Genomic DNA, 17,241 nt, shown 5'->3' on the forward strand with positions numbered 1-17,241 from the left:
AAAATAAGTGAGAATGCGGGCCACTGGCGGCCGACAAACCGCGCCTATCATATCCAAGATTCGTCATTAGCTTAAGGCCCAAGGTGCAAATGAAACGATCTGCTTTCTTTATTTCCGACGGTACCGGCATTACGGCCGAAACCCTGGGTCAAAGCCTCCTGGCGCAGTTCGAAAACATTACCTTTAGCAAATTCACGCGACCGTACATCGACAACGTGGATAAAGCGCGGGCCATGGTACAACAAATCAACAAAGCCGCTGAAACCGACGGTTTCCGGCCGATTATTTTTGACACCATCGTCAATCAGGACATCCGTGAGATCCTCGCGACCTCCAATGGTTTCATGATCGACATTTTCTCGACGTTCCTGGCACCGCTTGAGCAGGAATTGACCGAGCATTCTTCTTACACCGTGGGCAAATCCCACTCCATCGGCGCCAACACCAATTACATGGAACGTATCGAGGCGGTGAACTTCGCCCTCGACAACGACGATGGCGCCCGCACGCACTACTACGACAAGGCCGATTTGATCCTGGTCGGCGTGTCGCGTTGCGGCAAGACCCCGACGTGTCTGTACATGGCCATGCAATTCGGCATCCGCGCGGCCAACTACCCGCTGACCGAAGACGACATGGAGCGCCTGACCCTGCCAAGCGCCCTGCGCGCCCATCAGCACAAACTGTTTGGCCTGACCATCGACCCGGACCGCCTTACTGCGATCCGCAACGAGCGCAAACCCAACAGCCGTTATTCAAGCTATGCCCAGTGCGAGTTTGAAGTGCGCGAGGTGGAAAACCTGTTCCGCCGCGAGAACATCCCGCACATCAACTCCACGCACTTTTCGGTGGAAGAGATTTCCGCGAAAATTCTGGTGGAGAAAGGTGTGGAGCGGCGGTTCAAGTAGTTCTGCGTCGCCTGTTATATCGCCATCGCGGGCAAGCCACGCTCCCACAAGGAAACTGACTCCAAATGTGGGAGCGTGGCTTGCCCGCGATGAACGATCACACGGTCTCAGCCAATGCCCCCAGGTTTGGTGTCCTGGTTAGAAAGAGTCGCCCGGCACCCGGACAAACCCTTCCATCAATACCCGCGCACTGCGGCTCATGATGGCTTTGTTCACGGTCCACTCACCGTTCACCAGGCTGGCTTCGGCACCGACGCGCAACGTGCCGGACGGATGGCCGAAACGTACTGCATTGCGTTCGACACCGCCCGCCGCGAGGTTCACTAACGTGCCGGTAATTGCCGCTGCCGTGCCAATCGCCACAGCCGCCGTGCCCATCATCGCGTGGTGCAATTTCCCCATCGACAACGCACGTACCAGCAGGTCGACATCCCCCGCTGCAATCGCCTTGCCGCTGGACGACACGTAGTCCGCCGGCTTGGCCACGAAGGCCACCTTAGGAGTGTGCTGACGCTTGGCCGCTTCGTCGATGTTCGAGATCAGGCCCATGCGCAATGCGCCGTAAGCGCGGATGGTTTCGAACATCAGCAACGCTTTCGGGTCGCTGTTGATCGCGCCCTGCAGCTCGGTGCCGGTGTAACCGATGTCTTCGGCATTGACGAAAATCGTCGGGATGCCGGCATTGATCATGGTCGCCTTGAAGGTCCCGACGCCGGGTACTTCGAGGTCGTCCACCAGATTGCCGGTAGGGAACATCGAACCACCGCCGCCCTCTTCTTCCGCGGCAGGGTCCAGGAATTCGACTTGTACTTCGGCGGCGGGAAAGGTCACGCCATCGAGCTCGAAATCACCGGTTTCCTGCACTTCACCGTTGGTGATCGGTACATGGGCAATGATGGTTTTGCCGATGTTGGCTTGCCACACACGAACCACGGCCACGCCGTTGTGCGGGATGCGGCTGGCGTCGACCAGACCATTGCTGATGGCAAACGAACCGACTGCCGCCGTCAGGTTGCCGCAGTTGCCACTCCAGTCAACGAAAGGCTTGTCGATGGACACCTGACCAAACAGGTAATCCACGTCGTGATCAGCCTTGAGGCTTTTCGACAGGATCACGGTTTTGCTGGTGCTGGAAGTTGCGCCGCCCATGCCGTCGATTTGCTTGTCGTACGGGTCGGGGCTGCCGATCACGCGCAGCAACAAGGCATCGCGGGCCGGGCCGGGAATTTGTGCCACTTCGGGCAGGTCGTTCAGGCTGAAAAACACGCCTTTGCTGGTGCCGCCACGCATGTAGGTGGCAGGGATTTTGATCTGAGCTGCGTGAGCCATTTGCTCGTTACTCCTTACCTTGAAAACAGACACGGGACTTGAAGTCCCGTGTTTGTACAGCGTGTGTTAAACGACGACTGCCGACTCTTCGAGGAAGTCCTGCGCAAAGCGTTGCAACACGCCGCCGGCTTCGTAGATCGACACTTCTTCAGCGGTGTCGAGGCGGCAGGTCACGGGCACATCGACGCGTTCGCCATTCTTGCGATGGATCACCAACGTCAGCTCGGCGCGCGGTGTGCGCTCGCCGATCACGTCGTAGGTTTCACTGCCGTCGATAGCCAGGGTGTGACGGTTGGTGCCGGCTTTGAACTCCAGCGGCAACACGCCCATGCCCACCAGGTTGGTGCGGTGAATGCGCTCGAAACCTTCAGCCGCAATCGCTTCCACACCCGCCAGACGCACGCCTTTGGCTGCCCAGTCGCGGGACGAACCCTGACCGTAGTCGGCACCGGCAATGATGATCAGCGGCTGCTTGCGATCCATGTAGGTTTCGATGGCTTCCCACATGCGCATCACTTTGCCTTCCGGCTCGACGCGTGCCAGCGAACCTTGCTTGACCTTGCCGTTTTCCAGAACCATTTCGTTGAACAGTTTCGGGTTGGCGAAGGTGGCACGCTGCGCAGTCAGGTGGTCACCACGGTGAGTCGCGTAAGAGTTGAAGTCCTCTTCCGGCAGGCCCATTTTCGCCAGGTATTCACCGGCGGCGCTGTCCAGCATGATCGCGTTCGACGGCGACAGGTGATCGGTGGTGATGTTGTCCGGCAGCACTGCCAATGGGCGCATGCCCTTGAGCGGACGTGCCCCGGCCAACGCGCCTTCCCAGTACGGCGGACGGCGGATATAGGTGCTCATCTCGCGCCAGTCGTACAGCGGCGCCACTTTCGGACCGGTGTCTTCGTGGATGGCGAACATCGGGATGTAGACCTGACGGAACTGCTCCGGCTTCACCGATGCCTTGACCACAGCGTCGATTTCTTCGTCGCTTGGCCAGATATCTTTCAGGCGAATTTCCTTGCCATCGACCACGGCCAGTACATCTTTTTCGATGTCGAAACGGATGGTCCCGGCGATGGCGTAAGCGACCACCAGTGGCGGCGATGCGAGGAATGCTTGCTTGGCGTACGGGTGAATCCGGCCGTCGAAGTTGCGGTTACCGGACAGCACGGCAGTGGCGTACAGGTCGCGGTCGATGATCTCTTGCTGAATCACCGGGTCCAATGCGCCGGACATGCCGTTGCAGGTGGTGCACGCGAAGGCGACAACACCGAAACCGAGCTTGTCCAACTCATCGGTCAGGCCGGCTTCATCGAGGTAAAGCGCGACGGTTTTCGAACCCGGTGCCAAGGACGACTTGACCCATGGTTTGCGGGTCAGACCGAGCTTGTTGGCGTTGCGCGCCAGCAGGCCGGCAGCGATCACGTTGCGCGGGTTACTGGTGTTGGTGCAGCTGGTGATGGCGGCGATGATCACCGCGCCGTCCGGCATTTGACCCGGCACGTCATCCCACTGGCCGGAGATGCCTTTGGCGGCCAGATCCGAAACCGCTACACGGGCGTGCGGATTGCTCGGGCCGGCCATGTTGCGCACCACGGTGGACAGGTCGAAGGTCAAGCCGCGCTCGTATTGCGCGCCCTTCAGGCTGTCGGCCCACAGGCCAGTGACCTTGGCGTAATTCTCGACCAACTGCACCTGATCATCTTCACGACCAGTGAGTTTGAGGTAGTCGATGGTCTGCTGATCGATGTAAAACATCGCAGCCGTGGCGCCGTATTCCGGGGCCATGTTGGAAATGGTTGCGCGGTCGCCGAGGGTCAGCGCGGCGGCGCCTTCACCGAAGAACTCCAGCCATGCGCCCACGACTTTTTGCTTGCGCAGGAACTCGGTCAACGCCAGCACCATGTCGGTGGCGGTGATGCCCGGTTGCAGCTTGCCGGTCAGTTCGACGCCGACGCTTTCCGGCAGACGCATCCAGGAAGCACGGCCGAGCATCACGCTCTCGGCTTCCAGACCACCCACACCGATGGCGATTACGCCCAGCGCATCAACGTGCGGGGTGTGACTGTCGGTGCCGACGCAGGTATCGGGGAACGCCACGCCGTCACGCACCTGGATCACCGGAGACATTTTCTCCAGGTTGATCTGGTGCATGATGCCGTTGCCTGGCGGGATCACGTCGACGTTCTTGAACGCCTTCTTGGTCCAGTTGATGAAGTGGAAACGGTCTTCGTTGCGACGGTCTTCGATGGCGCGGTTCTTCTCGAACGCCTCCGGATCAAAACCACCGCGCTCGACGGCCAGGGAGTGGTCGACGATCAATTGGGTCGGCACGACCGGGTTCACTTGCGCCGGGTCACCGCCTTGCAGGGCGATGGCGTCACGCAGGCCGGCGAGGTCGACCAGTGCGGTCTGGCCGAGAATGTCGTGGCACACCACGCGGGCCGGGAACCAAGGGAAATCGAGGTCGCGCTTGCGTTCGATGAATTGCTTCAGGGATTCGGTGAGCGTGGCCGGGTCGCAGCGACGCACAAGGTTTTCCGCCAACACGCGCGAGGTGTACGGCAGGGTGTCGTAGGCGCCAGGGGCAATGGCTTCGACTGCCGCGCGGACGTCGAAGTAATCCAGATGGCTGCCGGGCAGCTGTTTACGAAATTCTGTGTTCATCGTCAGGGACTCGGTCACGGTAATTACAAAGGGTGGGGCCTGGCATTGCATTGAAACCGATCCCCTGTAGGAGCCGAGCTTGCTCGCGATGGCGGTGTATCAGTCGACATCAATGTTGAATGTCAGACCGTCATCGCGAACAAGCTCGGCTCCTACAGGTTCCCGATTAACCAGCCCCCACCATTCAGCGTTGTTCGATTGGCACGAACTTGCGCTGTTCAACGCCGGTGTACTCGGCGCTCGGACGGATGATGCGGTTGTTGGCACGTTGTTCGAACACGTGAGCAGCCCAACCGGTCAGGCGCGAGCAGACGAAAATCGGTGTGAACAACTTGGTCGGAATGCCCATGAAGTGGTACGCCGAGGCATGGTAGAAGTCGGCATTCGGGAACAGTTTCTTTTGCTCCCACATGGTCTTGTCGATGGCTTCGGAAACCGGGAACAACACCTTGTCGCCCACTTCGTCAGCGAGTTTTTTCGACCAGCCCTTGATCACTTCGTTGCGCGGATCGTTGTCCTTATAGATCGCGTGACCGAAGCCCATGATCTTGTCTTTGCGCTCGAGCATGCCGAGGGTGCCTTCGATCGCCGCTTCCGGCGAGCTGAAGCGCTCGATCATTTCCATCGCAGCTTCGTTGGCGCCACCGTGCAGTGGACCACGCAGCGAGCCAATAGCGGCGGTGATGCAGGAGAACAGATCCGACAGGGTGGACGCGCAAACACGTGCGGTGAACGTCGACGCGTTGAACTCGTGCTCTGCGTAAAGGATCAACGAAACGTTCATCACTTTGACGTGCAACTCGCTCGGCTTTTCACCGTGCAGCAGGTGCAGGAAATGGCCACCGATAGACTGCTCGTCAGTCACGCAGCTGATGCGCTTGCCGTCGTGGCTGAAGCGGTACCAGTAGGTCATGATCGCCGGGAATGCAGCGAGCAGACGGTCGGTTTTGTCGTGTTGCTCGGAGAAATTGTTCTCCGGCTCCAGGTTGCCCAGGAACGAGCAGCCGGTACGCATCACGTCCATCGGATGGGCGTCGGCAGGGATGCGTTCCAGCACTTCTTTCAATGCTTGCGGCAAGTCACGCAGCTTGCTCAGCTTGCTGACGTAGGCATCCAGTTGCGCTTTGTTCGGCAGCTCGCCGTACAGCAGCAGGTAGGCGACTTCTTCGAACTGAGCGTCAGCCGCCAGTTCACGAACGTCGTAGCCACGATAGGTCAGGCCCGCGCCCGATTGGCCTACGGTGGACAGTGCGGTTTGCCCGGCAACCTGGCCACGGAGCCCGGCGCCACTGAGTACTTTTGCTTCGGCCATTGCTGTCTCCAGAATTTCTTGAATTTGTTAGGGAGTTAATCGACTTACTTCTTCGCAGCGAACAACGCATCGAGCTTCTGCTCGAAGGTGTGGTAGTCGATGCGATCGTAAAGCTCCATGCGCGTCTGCATGGTGTCGATGACATTCGCCTGCGTGCCGTCGCGGCGCAGAGCGTTGTAGACGTTTTCCGCCGCCTTGTTCATGGCGCGGAAGGCCGACAGCGGGTACAGCACCAGCGATACATCGGCACCGGCCAGTTGCTCGGTGGTGTACAGCGGCGTCGCGCCGAATTCGGTGATGTTGGCCAGGATCGGCGCTTTCACACGGCTGGCGAACAGCTTGTACATGTCCAGTTCGGTGATGGCTTCCGGGAAAATCATGTCGGCGCCCGCCTCGATGCACGCGGCAGCGCGATCCAGGGCAGATTCCAGACCTTCGACCGCCAAGGCGTCGGTACGCGCCATGATCACGAAGCTGTCATCGGTACGCGCATCCACAGCGGCTTTGATGCGGTCGACCATTTCCTGCTGGGTAACGATTTCTTTGTTAGGGCGGTGGCCGCAACGCTTGGCACCGACCTGGTCTTCGATGTGAATCGCCGCAGCGCCGAACTTGATCATCGACTTCACGGTACGGGCGACGTTGAAGGCCGAGGAACCGAAACCGGTGTCCACGTCCACCAGCAGCGGCAGGTCGCAGACGTCAGTGATGCGACGCACGTCGGTCAGCACGTCATCCAGGCCGGTGATGCCCAGGTCCGGCAGGCCGAGAGAGCCGGCGGCGACGCCGCCACCCGACAGGTAAATCGCCTTGAAACCGGCGCGCTTGGCCAGCAACGCGTGATTGGCGTTGATTGCGCCGACCACTTGCAATGGATGTTCACTGGCGACCGCATCGCGGAAACGCTGGCCTGGAGTGCTCTTGTTCAAACTCATGACTCACCTCGTTTGGCTGTCGGGTTAGCGCCGTCCTGGTAATGACGGGCGATATTGCGTTTGGAGGCGCCGATGTGACGGCGCATCAACAACTCGGCCAGTTCACCGTCACGGTCGGCGATGGCATCGAGAATTCGGTGGTGCTCGGCAAACGCCTGATGCGGGCGATTGGGTACGGTGGAAAACTGGATGCGGTACATGCGCACCAATTGATACAGCTCGCCGCAGAGCATTTGGGTCAGCGTGCGGTTGCCGCTGCCCTGGATAATCCGGTAATGGAAGTCGAAATCGCCTTCCTGCTGGTAGTAGCCTCGTCCGGCTCGAAACGCCTCATCGCGCTCGTGGGTTTCGAGGACACGGCGCAGTTCGTCGATTTCTTCGAGGGTCATCCGCTCGGCGGCCAAGCGGCAGGCCATGCCTTCAAGGGACTCACGGATTTCGTAGAGTTCCAGCAACTCGGCATGATTCAGCGAAACCACCCGCGCCCCAACATGCGGCACACGTACCAGCAGACGCTGGCCTTCCAGGCGGTGGATCGCCTCACGCAATGGCCCGCGGCTGATGCCGTAGGTGCGCGCCAGCTCCGGCTCGGAGATCTTGCTGCCTGGGGCGATCTCGCCCTTGACGATGGCCGCCTGAATACGGCGAAAGACGTTTTCGGAAAGCGTCTCCGAATCGTCTTGGGTAGTGAGCGGGGGATCCAGTTGATCCAGCATATTGTCGACACCTTGAAAGCTGATGGCGCAAAAACTAGCGAAAACAGGCCGTGTAGTCAAAGGTTAATTAGATATTGTCGACAATCGTCTAATAACCAGCCGCACCATAACTAAGCAGCACAGTGGTTTATAGCCGCCTGCCAGCGCTGGCGCCGTCAAACCACCGTGCTAGAATGCCGCCCGCATTTGTTTGTGGCATCTGCACGGCTTGTCATAAATAGCTGACAGGCATACGAGGGGGCTTGTGCAGCAATGCCAGGGCCTTGAATCGAAGTACGGACCGCTGCGCGCCAGGATTTATGAGACTCAAGCCCTTCCCGACATTCCTTTATCTACTTTGCTTGCCCGGTTTTGCCGCAGCAGGGGAAAAGACGGTGTACGGCCTCAACGAGTACGCGTCCCTGGATGGCATCAACCTTGAAGTCGCGGCCAAACTCGACACCGGGGCGAAGACCGCTTCGCTGAGTGCCCGCGACATCAAACGCTTCAAACGCAATGGCGAGTCCTGGGTGCGCTTTTACCTGGCCATCGACGCCGCCCATTCGCACCCGATCGAACGCCCACTGGCCCGAGTCAGCAAGATCAAGCGCCGGGCCGGTGACTACGACCCGGAAGAAGGTAAGAAGTACACGGCCCGCCCGGTGATCGAACTGGATATTTGCATGGGTTCGGCTTTACGCAGCATCGAAGTGAACCTGACCGACCGCAGCGCCTTCCAATATCCGTTGTTGATCGGCTCCGAAGCGCTCAAACGTTTCGACGCGCTGGTCGACCCCAGTCTTAAATACGCTGCGGGCAAACCCGCCTGCGCCACCGACGCTCATACCGCAGAGTAATTCCAATGCGCTCTCTTACCCTCCATCTGAAATTGCTGATCGCCATCCTGGTGGTGCTGGGCATTTCAGTTACGGCCTATCAGATCTTCGTGCTCGGCATTCCCGTGACCGAAGACGCCACCGACGACTTGTGGAACATCGACGCCAAGGTCGAGTTCGTCGCCAGTGCCAAGGACCCGGTCAAGATCCAGATGTTCGTGCCGCCACTGAGCCGCGACTTCGTCAGCCTCAACGAGAGCTTCATCTCCAATAATTATGGCGTGGCGGTGAACCGGGTCGACGGCAACCGCAAGGTCACCTGGTCGGCGCGCCGGGCCAAGGGCAATCAGACCCTTTATTACCGCCTGGTGCTGACCAAGCGTTACTCCGGCGAAAAATCCAAGATCAAGGGCCCGACCTTCCGCGACAGCATCGCCGTCGAAGGCGCGGAAAAAGTCGCCGCCGAAGCCCTGCTCGCGCCGATCCGCCAGCACTCGGCCGACGTCGAAACCTTCGTCGGCGAAGCGATCAAGCGAGTCAACAACCTCAGCGACGACAATGTGAAACTGCTGCTGGGCGGCGATCCGTCCACTGCAAACAAAGCCAGGATCGTCGAATTGGTCCTGTCCATCGCCCACGTGCCGGTGGAAAAGGTCCACACCATCCGTCTGGTGGCCGACCAACCGCAATTGCCTGAGCTGTGGTTGCGTAGCTTCAACGGCACGGACTGGCTGTACTTCAACCCGGAAACCGGTGAACAAGGCCTGCCGACTGACCGTTTGCTGTGGTGGACCGGCGACGAAAACCTGATCACGGTCGATGGCGGCAAAAAAGCCAACGTGACGTTCAGCCTGAACAACAGCGAAATGAACGCCATTCGCCTGGCCAAGCTGACCGATGAAAACACTGACGCCAACTTCCTCGAGTACTCGTTGTACGGCCTGCCGCTGCAAACCCAGCAGACGTTCATGATCATGGTGATGATCCCGATTGGCGTGCTGGTGATTCTGATCCTGCGCAACCTGATCGGCATTCAGACACTCGGCACCTTTACTCCGGTGCTGATCGCCCTCGCCTTCCGCGAGACCCAGCTCGGCTTCGGCATCGTGCTGTTTACGATCATCACCGCGCTGGGGCTCTCGCTACGTTCCTACCTGGAACACCTGAAGCTGCAAATGCTGCCGAGGCTGTCGGTGGTGCTGACCTTCGTAGTGGTGCTGATCGCGGCCATCAGCCTGTTCAGCCATAAACTCGGCCTGGAACGCGGGCTGTCGGTGGCGTTGTTCCCGATGGTGATCCTGACCATGACCATCGAACGCCTGTCGATTACCTGGGAAGAACGCGGCTCGGGCCATGCCATGAAAGTGGCCATTGGCACCCTGTTCGCCGCGTCCCTGGCGCACTTGATCATGACCGTGCCGGAGCTGGTGTACTTCGTGTTCACCTTCCCGGCGATCCTGCTGATCTTGGTGGGCTTCATGCTGGCGATGGGTCGCTATCGCGGCTACCGCTTGACCGAACTGGTGCGTTTCAAGGCGTTCCTGAAGAAGGCTGACGCCTGATGTTCGGTTTCTGGAAGACCTGGAAGGCCCTGGAAGCCCGGGGCATCATGGGCATCAACCGGCGTAACGCCGACTACGTGCTCAAGTACAACAAGCGCAGCCTGTACCCGATTGTCGATGACAAGATCATCACCAAGGAGCGCGCCATTGCCGCCGGCATTCACGTGCCGGAACTGTACGGCGTGATCTCCACCGAAAAGGAAATCGACAACCTCGATTCCATCGTCGGCGGGCGCACCGACTTCGTGATCAAACCGGCCCAGGGCGCAGGCGGCGACGGCATCATTGTGATTGTCGACCGTTTCGAGGGCCGCTATCGCACGGTGTCCGGCAAGATCATCGATCATGAGGAAATCGAGCACCATGTCTCCAGCATCCTCACCGGCCTGTATTCCCTGGGCGGTCACCGCGACCGCGCGCTGATCGAATACAGGGTGATCCCGGACCAGATTTTCAAAAGCATCAGCTATGAAGGCGTTCCGGACATTCGCATCATCGTGCTGATGGGCTACCCGGTGATGGCCATGCTGCGCCTGCCGACCCGACAATCCGGCGGCAAGGCCAACCTGCACCAGGGCGCCATCGGTGTCGGCGTCGACCTCGCGACCGGCGAGACACTGCGTGGTACGTGGCTGAACAACATCATCACCAAACACCCGGACACCACCAACGCCGTCGATGGCGTGCAACTGCCCTACTGGGACGGTTTCATGAAACTCGCTGCCGGCTGTTATGAGCTGTGCGGGCTGGGTTATATCGGCGTTGATATGGTCCTGGACCAGGAAAAAGGCCCGCTGATCCTTGAGCTCAATGCCCGGCCGGGATTGAACATTCAGATCGCCAACGATTGCGGTTTGACGTTGCGCACCCATGCGGTTGAAGCGCGACTGGAAGAGTTGAAAGCTCGCGGGATGACTGAAACGGTGAAGGAGCGAGTGGAGTTTGTTCAGGAGATGTTTGGGCATATTCCGGCGGTTGAGGGCTGATCCAAGACCGAGCCGCTGCCATCGCGAGCAAGCTCGGCTCCTACAAGAACGCGCCAAACCCTGTAGGAGCCGAGCTTGCTCGCGATAGCGGTCGAACAGTCACCAGCTCTGTCAACCCTGCCGCCAATCTGCCAATCCCCGACATCCCCTCTAGGAGCAAATCCTGCAGAGGACTACAATCGCCACCCCGCCTCGATGGCTGATCTGCCCCGCCCATGCTGACCTGTTCCGTACACCCGCTCCCTTATCGCGCCAACCCCGCTGAGTACTTCGCGGCGATTCGTCATGCCCCCGGCGCCGTGCTGCTCGACAGTGGCCGGCCGAGTGCCGAGCGTGGCCGTTTTGATCTGCTCAGCGCCTGGCCGCTAGTGCAATTGGCGGTGCTGCCCGACGAAAGCGGCAGCGATTTCCTGCAACGCCTGCGCGACCATCTGACACGACTCGGTGAAGCGACGGTTCCTCACGAACTGCCCTTCGCCGGCGGCCTGATCGGTTATCTGAGCTACGACTTCGGTCGGCACCTGGAGCATCTACCGAGTCAGGCGCAAGATGACCTGCACTTGCCCGACGCACGTTTCGGGTTATACGACTGGGCCTTGATCAGCGATCACCACGTAAAGACCACTCAACTGGTGTTTCACCCGACGCTGATCGATAGCGAACGCCAGCGCCTGATCACGCTGTTCGGCCAGCCGACGGCTGAAACCGTTGAACCCTTCAAACTAAAAGCGCCGATGAGTGCCGATCTGAGCGCTGACGAGTATCGCCGGGCGCTGGAACGTATTCAAAACTACATCCAGGCCGGCGATTGCTACCAGGTCAACTTCGCCCAGCGCTTCCGCGCTGAGTGCCAAGGCGATCCATGGGCGGCGTATGTGGCGCTGCGAGCCGCGTGCCCGACACCCTTTTCCGGCTTCCAGAGCCTGCCCGATGGCGGCGCGGTGCTGAGCCTGTCCCCGGAGCGATTCGTCAAAGTCAGCGAACGTCATGTGGAAACCCGTCCAATCAAAGGCACTCGCCCGCGCGGCCTGACCGCAGCCGAAGATGCAGCGAACGCCGCCGAACTGCTGGCCAGCCCCAAGGATCGCGCGGAAAACCTGATGATTGTCGACCTGCTACGCAACGACCTCGGCCGAACCTGCCGTATAGGTTCGGTACGGGTGCCGGAGTTGTTCAGCCTGGAAAGTTATCCGAACGTGCATCACCTGGTGAGCAGCGTGACCGGTGAACTGGCGCATGATCGGGATGCGCTAGACCTGATCGCCGGCAGTTTCCCCGGCGGCTCGATCACCGGCGCGCCGAAGATTCGTGCGATGCAGATTATTGACGAGCTGGAACCAACCCGGCGCGGATTGTACTGCGGGTCACTGCTGTATCTGGATGTGCGCGGCGAGATGGACAGCTCCATCGCGATTCGCAGCCTGCTGGTCAAGGATGGACAGGTGTGCTGCTGGGGCGGCGGCGGGATTGTCGCCGATTCCGAATGGCAGGCCGAGTATCAGGAATCAATTACCAAGGTAAAGGTCCTGCTCGATACCCTGCAAAACCTTTAAAAGCATCGTCGGAACGCCGCCCGGACCAAACCCGGCTCCCACAGTTGGAATGCATTCCAATGTGGGAGCCGGGCTTGCCCGCGATGGCGTCCTCAAGGACAACTACAAACTCAAAGCCCGATTCGAAGCCTTGATGAACTCCTGCTTCAGTTCTTCAAATGTGTGCACCGCCGGAAACTGCGGGAACTCACGAATCACATTATCCGGCGCATGGAACAGAATCCCGGCATCCGCCTCACCCAGCATCGTGGTGTCGTTGTAAGAATCCCCCGCCGCGATCACCCGATAGTAAAGGCTCTTGAAGGCTAAAACCGACTGACGCTTGGGATCTTTCTGACGAAGCTGATAGCTGGTCACCCGACCCGAATCGTCGGTAATCAGACGATGGCAGAGCAACGTCGGGAAGCCCAGCTGGCGCATTAGCGGCTGGGAAAACTCGTAGAACGTGTCCGACAGAATCACCACCTGAAAACGCTCACGTAGCCAATTGACGAACTCAATGGCGCCATCGAGCGGCTTAAGCGTGGCAATCACTTCCTGAATGTCAGTGAGTTTCAAGCCATGTTCGTCGAGGATTCGCAGACGTTGCTTCATTAACACGTCGTAATCGGGAATGTCCCGAGTGGTGGCCCGGAGCGATTCGATCCCGGTTTTTTCGGCGAAAGCGATCCAGATTTCCGGGACCAGTACACCTTCAAGATCCAGACAGGCAATTTCCACAAGACACTCCCATTTGTATTGATTATTGAGTCGAGCGAGTAAAAAGACAGCCGAACTCTAGCGATTCAGGCTGACCGGCGCAACGCAGAGGGCGCGCCAGCGGCTGCAGGATTTTGTTACCATCCGGACCATATAGAGCGCCCAGCGCCACTGACCTGTAGGAAGCCGCCCTGATGAGCCCAACGTTCGACATCGTGGAACTCGCCACGACCTATGCCAATAAATCCGCGCAGGACATCCTGAAACTGGCGTTCGCCGAGTTTGGCGATGACCTGTGGATATCTTTCAGCGGCGCCGAAGACGTGGTGCTGGTAGACATGGCCTGGAAGCTGAACAAGAACGTCAAAGTGTTCAGCCTCGACACCGGCCGCTTGCACCCGGAAACCTACCGCTTCATCGATCAAGTGCGTGAGCACTACAAGATCGACATCGAACTGGTGTCGCCGGACTACACGAAACTTGAACCGTTCGTGAAGGAAAAAGGCCTGTTCAGTTTCTATAAGGACGGCCATGGCGAATGCTGCGGTATCCGCAAGATCGAGCCGCTGCGCCGCAAATTGTCCGGCGTAACCGCCTGGGCCACCGGCCAGCGCCGCGACCAGAGCCCCGGCACCCGCAGCGCCGTCGCCGTGCTGGAAATCGACACCGCGTTCTCCACCCCCGAGCGCACCCTGTACAAATTCAACCCGTTGGCGCAAATGACCAGCGAAGAAATCTGGGGCTACATCCGCATGCTGGAGCTGCCGTACAACAGCCTGCATGAGCGCGGGTTCATCAGCATTGGCTGCGAACCGTGCACCCGGCCAGTGCTGCCGAACCAGCATGAACGCGAAGGTCGCTGGTGGTGGGAAGAGGCGACGCAGAAAGAATGCGGGCTGCATGCGGGCAACATCATCAGCAAGTCCAAGGCCTGATCCCCGCCTTGTGATATTCCCCTGTGGGAGCGCTAGACCGCGTTATCGTTCATCGCGGGCAAGCCACGCTCCCACAATGGATTTTCGGCGCTCACACATCGCTGTGGGAGCCGGGCTGCCCGCGATAGCAGCACCTCGGTCCCAAGCCGAAGTCAAACCGCACTAAATCGTTGCCTCAACCCCTGCTCCGCAAACTGTTCAATGATGAAATCCACAAACGCCCGGGTCTTTCCCGGCAACAATTTGTGTTCCGCGTAATAGATCGAAATATTGCCATCGTCAACATACCAGTCCGGCAGCACTCGTTGCAGCTTCCCGCTCTCCAGATAACCGCAAGCAAACGGCATGCTCACCAGTGCAATCCCTAACCCCTGAACTGCCGTCGCGCACGCCGCTTCCGAATCGCTCATGGTCATTCGCGCCTTCAGCGTCAGCGGGCTGTGTTGCTGCGAGCGACTGGTCAACTGCCAGGAACGCACCCGGCCGGTCTGCGGGGAACGAATCAAGATGCCATCGTGATGCTTCAGGTCGTCAGGCTCGATGATCGCTTCATGTGTGCTCAAGTAATCGGATGACGCCACCAACACCCGATGCGCCGGCGTCAGCTTGCGCGCCACCACACCTTGAGGCAGCTCAAAACCACCGCCGATCGCGGCGTCGAACCCCTGCGCGATCAAATCAACCTGGCGGTTTTCGAAATGCCAGTCCGGATTGATCGCCGGAAACCGCCGCAAAAACTCTCCCAGCAACGGCACGACATACAAACGCCCAAACACCGTACCCATGCTGACCTTCAACGTCCCCGCCGGTCGCCCTTCGGCGCTGGCCAGATTGGCGACGGCATTCTGGATCGTGTGCAGGCTGGAACTGACCTCGCCGAGAAACAGTTGACCGGCCTCCGTCAACGTCAGGCTGCGGGTGCTGCGTTGAAACAGCCGCACACCGAGCCGAGCCTCAAGTTTTGCAACACTCTTGCCCACAGCGGCCGGGGTCAGGCTCAAGCGCCGGGCGGCTTCGGCAAAGCTGCCGACCTCGGCGCTGCGCACAAAGCATTCGATACTGCTGAAGGTTTCCATAGGCGCCACTATAAACTTTGGGTTTACACAGACTATCGCAATTACCGTCTACTCAGCGTCTAGTCCTCAATCGATACTAGGCTCCATCAACCGAGGCATCCGCCTCGGGACTTTGGAGATCGATATGACTACTCAGAACCTCAGCGGCAAAGTGGCGTTGATCCAAGGCGGATCCCGCGGTATCGGCGCAGCCATCGTCAAACGCCTGGCCGCTGAAGGCGCGACCGTTGCCTTCACCTACGTCAGTTCCACAACCAAAGCCGAAGAATTGCAAAACAGCATCACCGCCAGCGGCGGCAAAGCCCTGGCCATCAAGGCGGACAGCGCCGACGCCGAGGCCATTCGCAGCGCAGTGAGCGCTACCGTCAAAGCGTTTGGTCGCCTGGACATCCTGGTCAACAACGCCGGCGTGCTGGCCGTTGCTCCCCTGGAAGATTTCAAACTCGAAGACTTCGACCAGACCCTCGCCATCAACGTGCGTAGCGTGTTCATCGCCACCCAGGCCGCCGCCACACACATGACCGAGGGCGGTCGCATCATCAACATCGGCAGCACCAACGCCGATCGCATGCCCTTCGCCGGTGGTGGCCCGTACGCCATGAGCAAAGCGGCGCTGGTCGGCCTGACCAAAGGCCTGGCCCGCGACCTCGGCCCGCGCGGCATCACTATCAACAACGTGCAGCCCGGCCCGGTCGACACCGACATGAACCCGGCCCACGGTGACTTCGCTGAAAGCCTGATCCCATTGATGGCGGTGGGTCGATACGGCAAAGCCGAAGAAATCGCCAGCTTCGTTGCCTACCTCGTGGGTCCGGAAGCCGGTTACATCACTGGGGCCAGCCTGACCATCGACGGTGGTTTCGGCGCCTGATGCGCTAAAGGTGGGAGCGAGCCTGCTCGCGAAGACGGTGCGTCAGGCAACATTGTTATTGTCTGACCGATCGCTTTCGCGAGCAGGCTCGCTCCCACATTTGTCAGCTGTTGCGTTAAGTCCACTCCAGGGCAGGCAAGCCGCAAGCGCTGGGTTTGAACGCCTTTAACGTGCGAAGAATCCCATCGGCATGTGCGTATTTTTCGTCTGCCATGGCTGCATCCGGAATCGCTATCGCAGTCATCCCCGCTGCTTTCGCCGCGGTGACACCAAACGGTGAATCTTCAAACACCAGGCAGTCCTCCGGTGCTACGCCAAGTCGCCGCGCTGCCGTGAGGAAGATATCCGGTGCGGGCTTCGCAGCGCCTACTTCCGGGTCATCGGCCGTCACGATGAAGTCGAACAGCGCAAACCAGTCACGGTGCAACGTGGTTTTCTGACCGAACGACTGGCGCGAAGAACTGGTGCCCACTGCAATCGGAATTTGGTTGGCTTTCAAGTGCCGTACCAATTCCTCTGCACCCGGCATCGCCAAAGCGGTAGGAAAACGCTCACGCATCAGCGGCTCGCGGATCACCAGGAATTCTTCAGCGGTGATCGGCAGATCGAGCGCCTCGACCACGTAACGCGCCAGATCTTCGGCACCACGGCCGATGATGTTTTGCTTGATGCTCCAGTCAAAAACCCGACCGTAACGCGCGGCGATCAGGGACGTGACCTCGGTATAAATGCCCTCGGTGTCCAGCAACAAACCGTCCATGTCGAAAATCACGGCCTTGATCGGGCCGAACTGGTTGAGCGGTGCATTCATCGCATCGGATCCGTTTGCTAATGACATCCCAGAGGCGGCTCAAATACGGCCGGGTCCGTGATCGATTAAAGG

At 59.5% G+C, this 17,241-nt stretch carries 15 protein-coding genes; 7 read left to right on the forward strand and 8 right to left on the reverse strand.

Annotated elements, in window-relative coordinates:
• Positions 1–89 precede the first annotated feature (89 nt).
• A complete protein-coding gene (gene ppsR / locus AC3ISI_RS19970; protein WP_027922552.1) occupies positions 90–908 on the forward strand; it encodes a posphoenolpyruvate synthetase regulatory kinase/phosphorylase PpsR in 819 nt (272 codons plus the stop codon).
• A 138-nt stretch (positions 909–1,046) separates the two neighbouring features.
• Here the strand turns inward: ppsR and prpF are convergent, their stop codons facing one another.
• From prpF to AC3ISI_RS19995, 5 genes are all read right to left on the reverse strand, one after another.
• A complete protein-coding gene (prpF, locus tag AC3ISI_RS19975) occupies positions 1,047–2,237 on the reverse strand; it encodes a 2-methylaconitate cis-trans isomerase PrpF (RefSeq protein WP_489333460.1) in 1,191 nt (396 codons plus the stop codon).
• 66 nt (positions 2,238–2,303) lie between these two features.
• On the reverse strand, positions 2,304–4,898 hold the full coding sequence (gene acnD / locus AC3ISI_RS19980; RefSeq protein ID WP_489333461.1) for a Fe/S-dependent 2-methylisocitrate dehydratase AcnD: 2,595 nt from the start codon (positions 4,896–4,898) through the stop codon (positions 2,304–2,306).
• Positions 4,899–5,082: 184 nt separating this feature from the next.
• The gene (prpC, locus tag AC3ISI_RS19985) at positions 5,083–6,210 is read right to left on the reverse strand and encodes a bifunctional 2-methylcitrate synthase/citrate synthase (RefSeq protein ID WP_489333462.1); all 1,128 of its coding nucleotides are present in this window, start codon (positions 6,208–6,210) and stop codon (positions 5,083–5,085) included.
• Between the two features lie 44 nt (positions 6,211–6,254).
• Positions 6,255–7,145, reverse strand: coding sequence for a methylisocitrate lyase (prpB, locus tag AC3ISI_RS19990; protein WP_053157387.1), 891 nt, complete (start codon positions 7,143–7,145; stop codon positions 6,255–6,257).
• Positions 7,142–7,858: a GntR family transcriptional regulator gene (locus AC3ISI_RS19995; RefSeq protein ID WP_489337758.1), complete on the reverse strand. Its 717-nt coding sequence runs from the start codon at positions 7,856–7,858 to the stop codon at positions 7,142–7,144. Before AC3ISI_RS19995 ends, prpB begins: the two co-directional genes overlap by 4 nt.
• A gap of 302 nt (positions 7,859–8,160) precedes the next feature.
• On the opposite strand from AC3ISI_RS19995, the gene rloA reads away from it, so the two are divergent.
• From rloA to pabB, 4 genes are all read left to right on the forward strand, one after another.
• The gene (gene rloA, locus AC3ISI_RS20000; RefSeq protein WP_223516750.1) at positions 8,161–8,697 is read left to right on the forward strand and encodes a retropepsin-like aspartic peptidase RloA; all 537 of its coding nucleotides are present in this window, start codon (positions 8,161–8,163) and stop codon (positions 8,695–8,697) included.
• 5 nt (positions 8,698–8,702) lie between these two features.
• Positions 8,703–10,238 (forward strand): osmotic stress tolerance membrane protein RloB, encoded by a 1,536-nt coding sequence (gene rloB / locus AC3ISI_RS20005; protein ID WP_489333463.1) that lies wholly within the window; start codon positions 8,703–8,705, stop codon positions 10,236–10,238.
• Entirely contained in the window at positions 10,238–11,224 is a 987-nt protein-coding gene (locus AC3ISI_RS20010) for an alpha-L-glutamate ligase-like protein (protein WP_489333464.1), read from the forward strand. The genes rloB and AC3ISI_RS20010 overlap by 1 nt, the downstream gene beginning before the upstream one ends.
• A 215-nt stretch (positions 11,225–11,439) precedes the next feature.
• Positions 11,440–12,777, forward strand: coding sequence for an aminodeoxychorismate synthase component I (pabB, locus tag AC3ISI_RS20015; RefSeq protein WP_489333465.1), 1,338 nt, complete (start codon positions 11,440–11,442; stop codon positions 12,775–12,777).
• Positions 12,778–12,879: 102 nt separating this feature from the next.
• Here the strand turns inward: pabB and thrH are convergent, their stop codons facing one another.
• Positions 12,880–13,497, reverse strand: coding sequence for a bifunctional phosphoserine phosphatase/homoserine phosphotransferase ThrH (gene thrH / locus AC3ISI_RS20020; protein WP_477791820.1), 618 nt, complete (start codon positions 13,495–13,497; stop codon positions 12,880–12,882).
• A 173-nt stretch (positions 13,498–13,670) separates the two neighbouring features.
• Here thrH and AC3ISI_RS20025 point away from each other — a divergent pair, with 173 nt between their 5' ends.
• Complete coding sequence (locus AC3ISI_RS20025) at positions 13,671–14,411, forward strand: phosphoadenylyl-sulfate reductase (protein WP_489333466.1); 741 nt, start codon at positions 13,671–13,673, stop codon at positions 14,409–14,411.
• A 152-nt stretch (positions 14,412–14,563) separates the two neighbouring features.
• On the opposite strand, the gene AC3ISI_RS20030 is transcribed toward AC3ISI_RS20025, so the two are convergent.
• Positions 14,564–15,487 (reverse strand): LysR family transcriptional regulator, encoded by a 924-nt coding sequence (locus AC3ISI_RS20030; RefSeq protein WP_489333467.1) that lies wholly within the window; start codon positions 15,485–15,487, stop codon positions 14,564–14,566.
• Between the two features lie 124 nt (positions 15,488–15,611).
• On the opposite strand from AC3ISI_RS20030, the gene AC3ISI_RS20035 reads away from it, so the two are divergent.
• Positions 15,612–16,358, forward strand: coding sequence for a 3-oxoacyl-ACP reductase family protein (locus AC3ISI_RS20035; RefSeq protein ID WP_489333468.1), 747 nt, complete (start codon positions 15,612–15,614; stop codon positions 16,356–16,358).
• A gap of 115 nt (positions 16,359–16,473) precedes the next feature.
• On the opposite strand, the gene AC3ISI_RS20040 is transcribed toward AC3ISI_RS20035, so the two are convergent.
• Complete coding sequence (locus tag AC3ISI_RS20040) at positions 16,474–17,169, reverse strand: HAD-IA family hydrolase (protein ID WP_489333469.1); 696 nt, start codon at positions 17,167–17,169, stop codon at positions 16,474–16,476.
• Positions 17,170–17,241 lie beyond the last annotated feature (72 nt).

It is taken from the genome of Pseudomonas sp. GL_139_B, assembly GCF_057834475.1.

What these genes read in the sequence shown, in the direction of transcription:
- prpB (WP_053157387.1), bottom strand. Translation starts at nt 7,145, where the DNA reads ATGAGTTTGAACAAGAGCACTCCAGGCCAGCGTTTCCGCGATGCGGTC.
- AC3ISI_RS20035 (WP_489333468.1), top strand. Translation starts at nt 15,612, where the DNA reads ATGACTACTCAGAACCTCAGCGGCAAAGTGGCGTTGATCCAAGGCGGA.
- AC3ISI_RS20030 (WP_489333467.1), bottom strand. Translation starts at nt 15,487, where the DNA reads ATGGAAACCTTCAGCAGTATCGAATGCTTTGTGCGCAGCGCCGAGGTC.
- rloB (WP_489333463.1), top strand. Translation starts at nt 8,703, where the DNA reads ATGCGCTCTCTTACCCTCCATCTGAAATTGCTGATCGCCATCCTGGTG.
- ppsR (WP_027922552.1), top strand. Translation starts at nt 90, where the DNA reads ATGAAACGATCTGCTTTCTTTATTTCCGACGGTACCGGCATTACGGCC.
- rloA (WP_223516750.1), top strand. Translation starts at nt 8,161, where the DNA reads ATGAGACTCAAGCCCTTCCCGACATTCCTTTATCTACTTTGCTTGCCC.
- AC3ISI_RS20040 (WP_489333469.1), bottom strand. Translation starts at nt 17,169, where the DNA reads ATGAATGCACCGCTCAACCAGTTCGGCCCGATCAAGGCCGTGATTTTC.
- acnD (WP_489333461.1), bottom strand. Translation starts at nt 4,898, where the DNA reads ATGAACACAGAATTTCGTAAACAGCTGCCCGGCAGCCATCTGGATTAC.
- AC3ISI_RS20025 (WP_489333466.1), top strand. Translation starts at nt 13,671, where the DNA reads ATGAGCCCAACGTTCGACATCGTGGAACTCGCCACGACCTATGCCAAT.
- pabB (WP_489333465.1), top strand. Translation starts at nt 11,440, where the DNA reads ATGCTGACCTGTTCCGTACACCCGCTCCCTTATCGCGCCAACCCCGCT.
- AC3ISI_RS20010 (WP_489333464.1), top strand. Translation starts at nt 10,238, where the DNA reads ATGTTCGGTTTCTGGAAGACCTGGAAGGCCCTGGAAGCCCGGGGCATC.
- prpF (WP_489333460.1), bottom strand. Translation starts at nt 2,237, where the DNA reads ATGGCTCACGCAGCTCAGATCAAAATCCCTGCCACCTACATGCGTGGC.
- prpC (WP_489333462.1), bottom strand. Translation starts at nt 6,210, where the DNA reads ATGGCCGAAGCAAAAGTACTCAGTGGCGCCGGGCTCCGTGGCCAGGTT.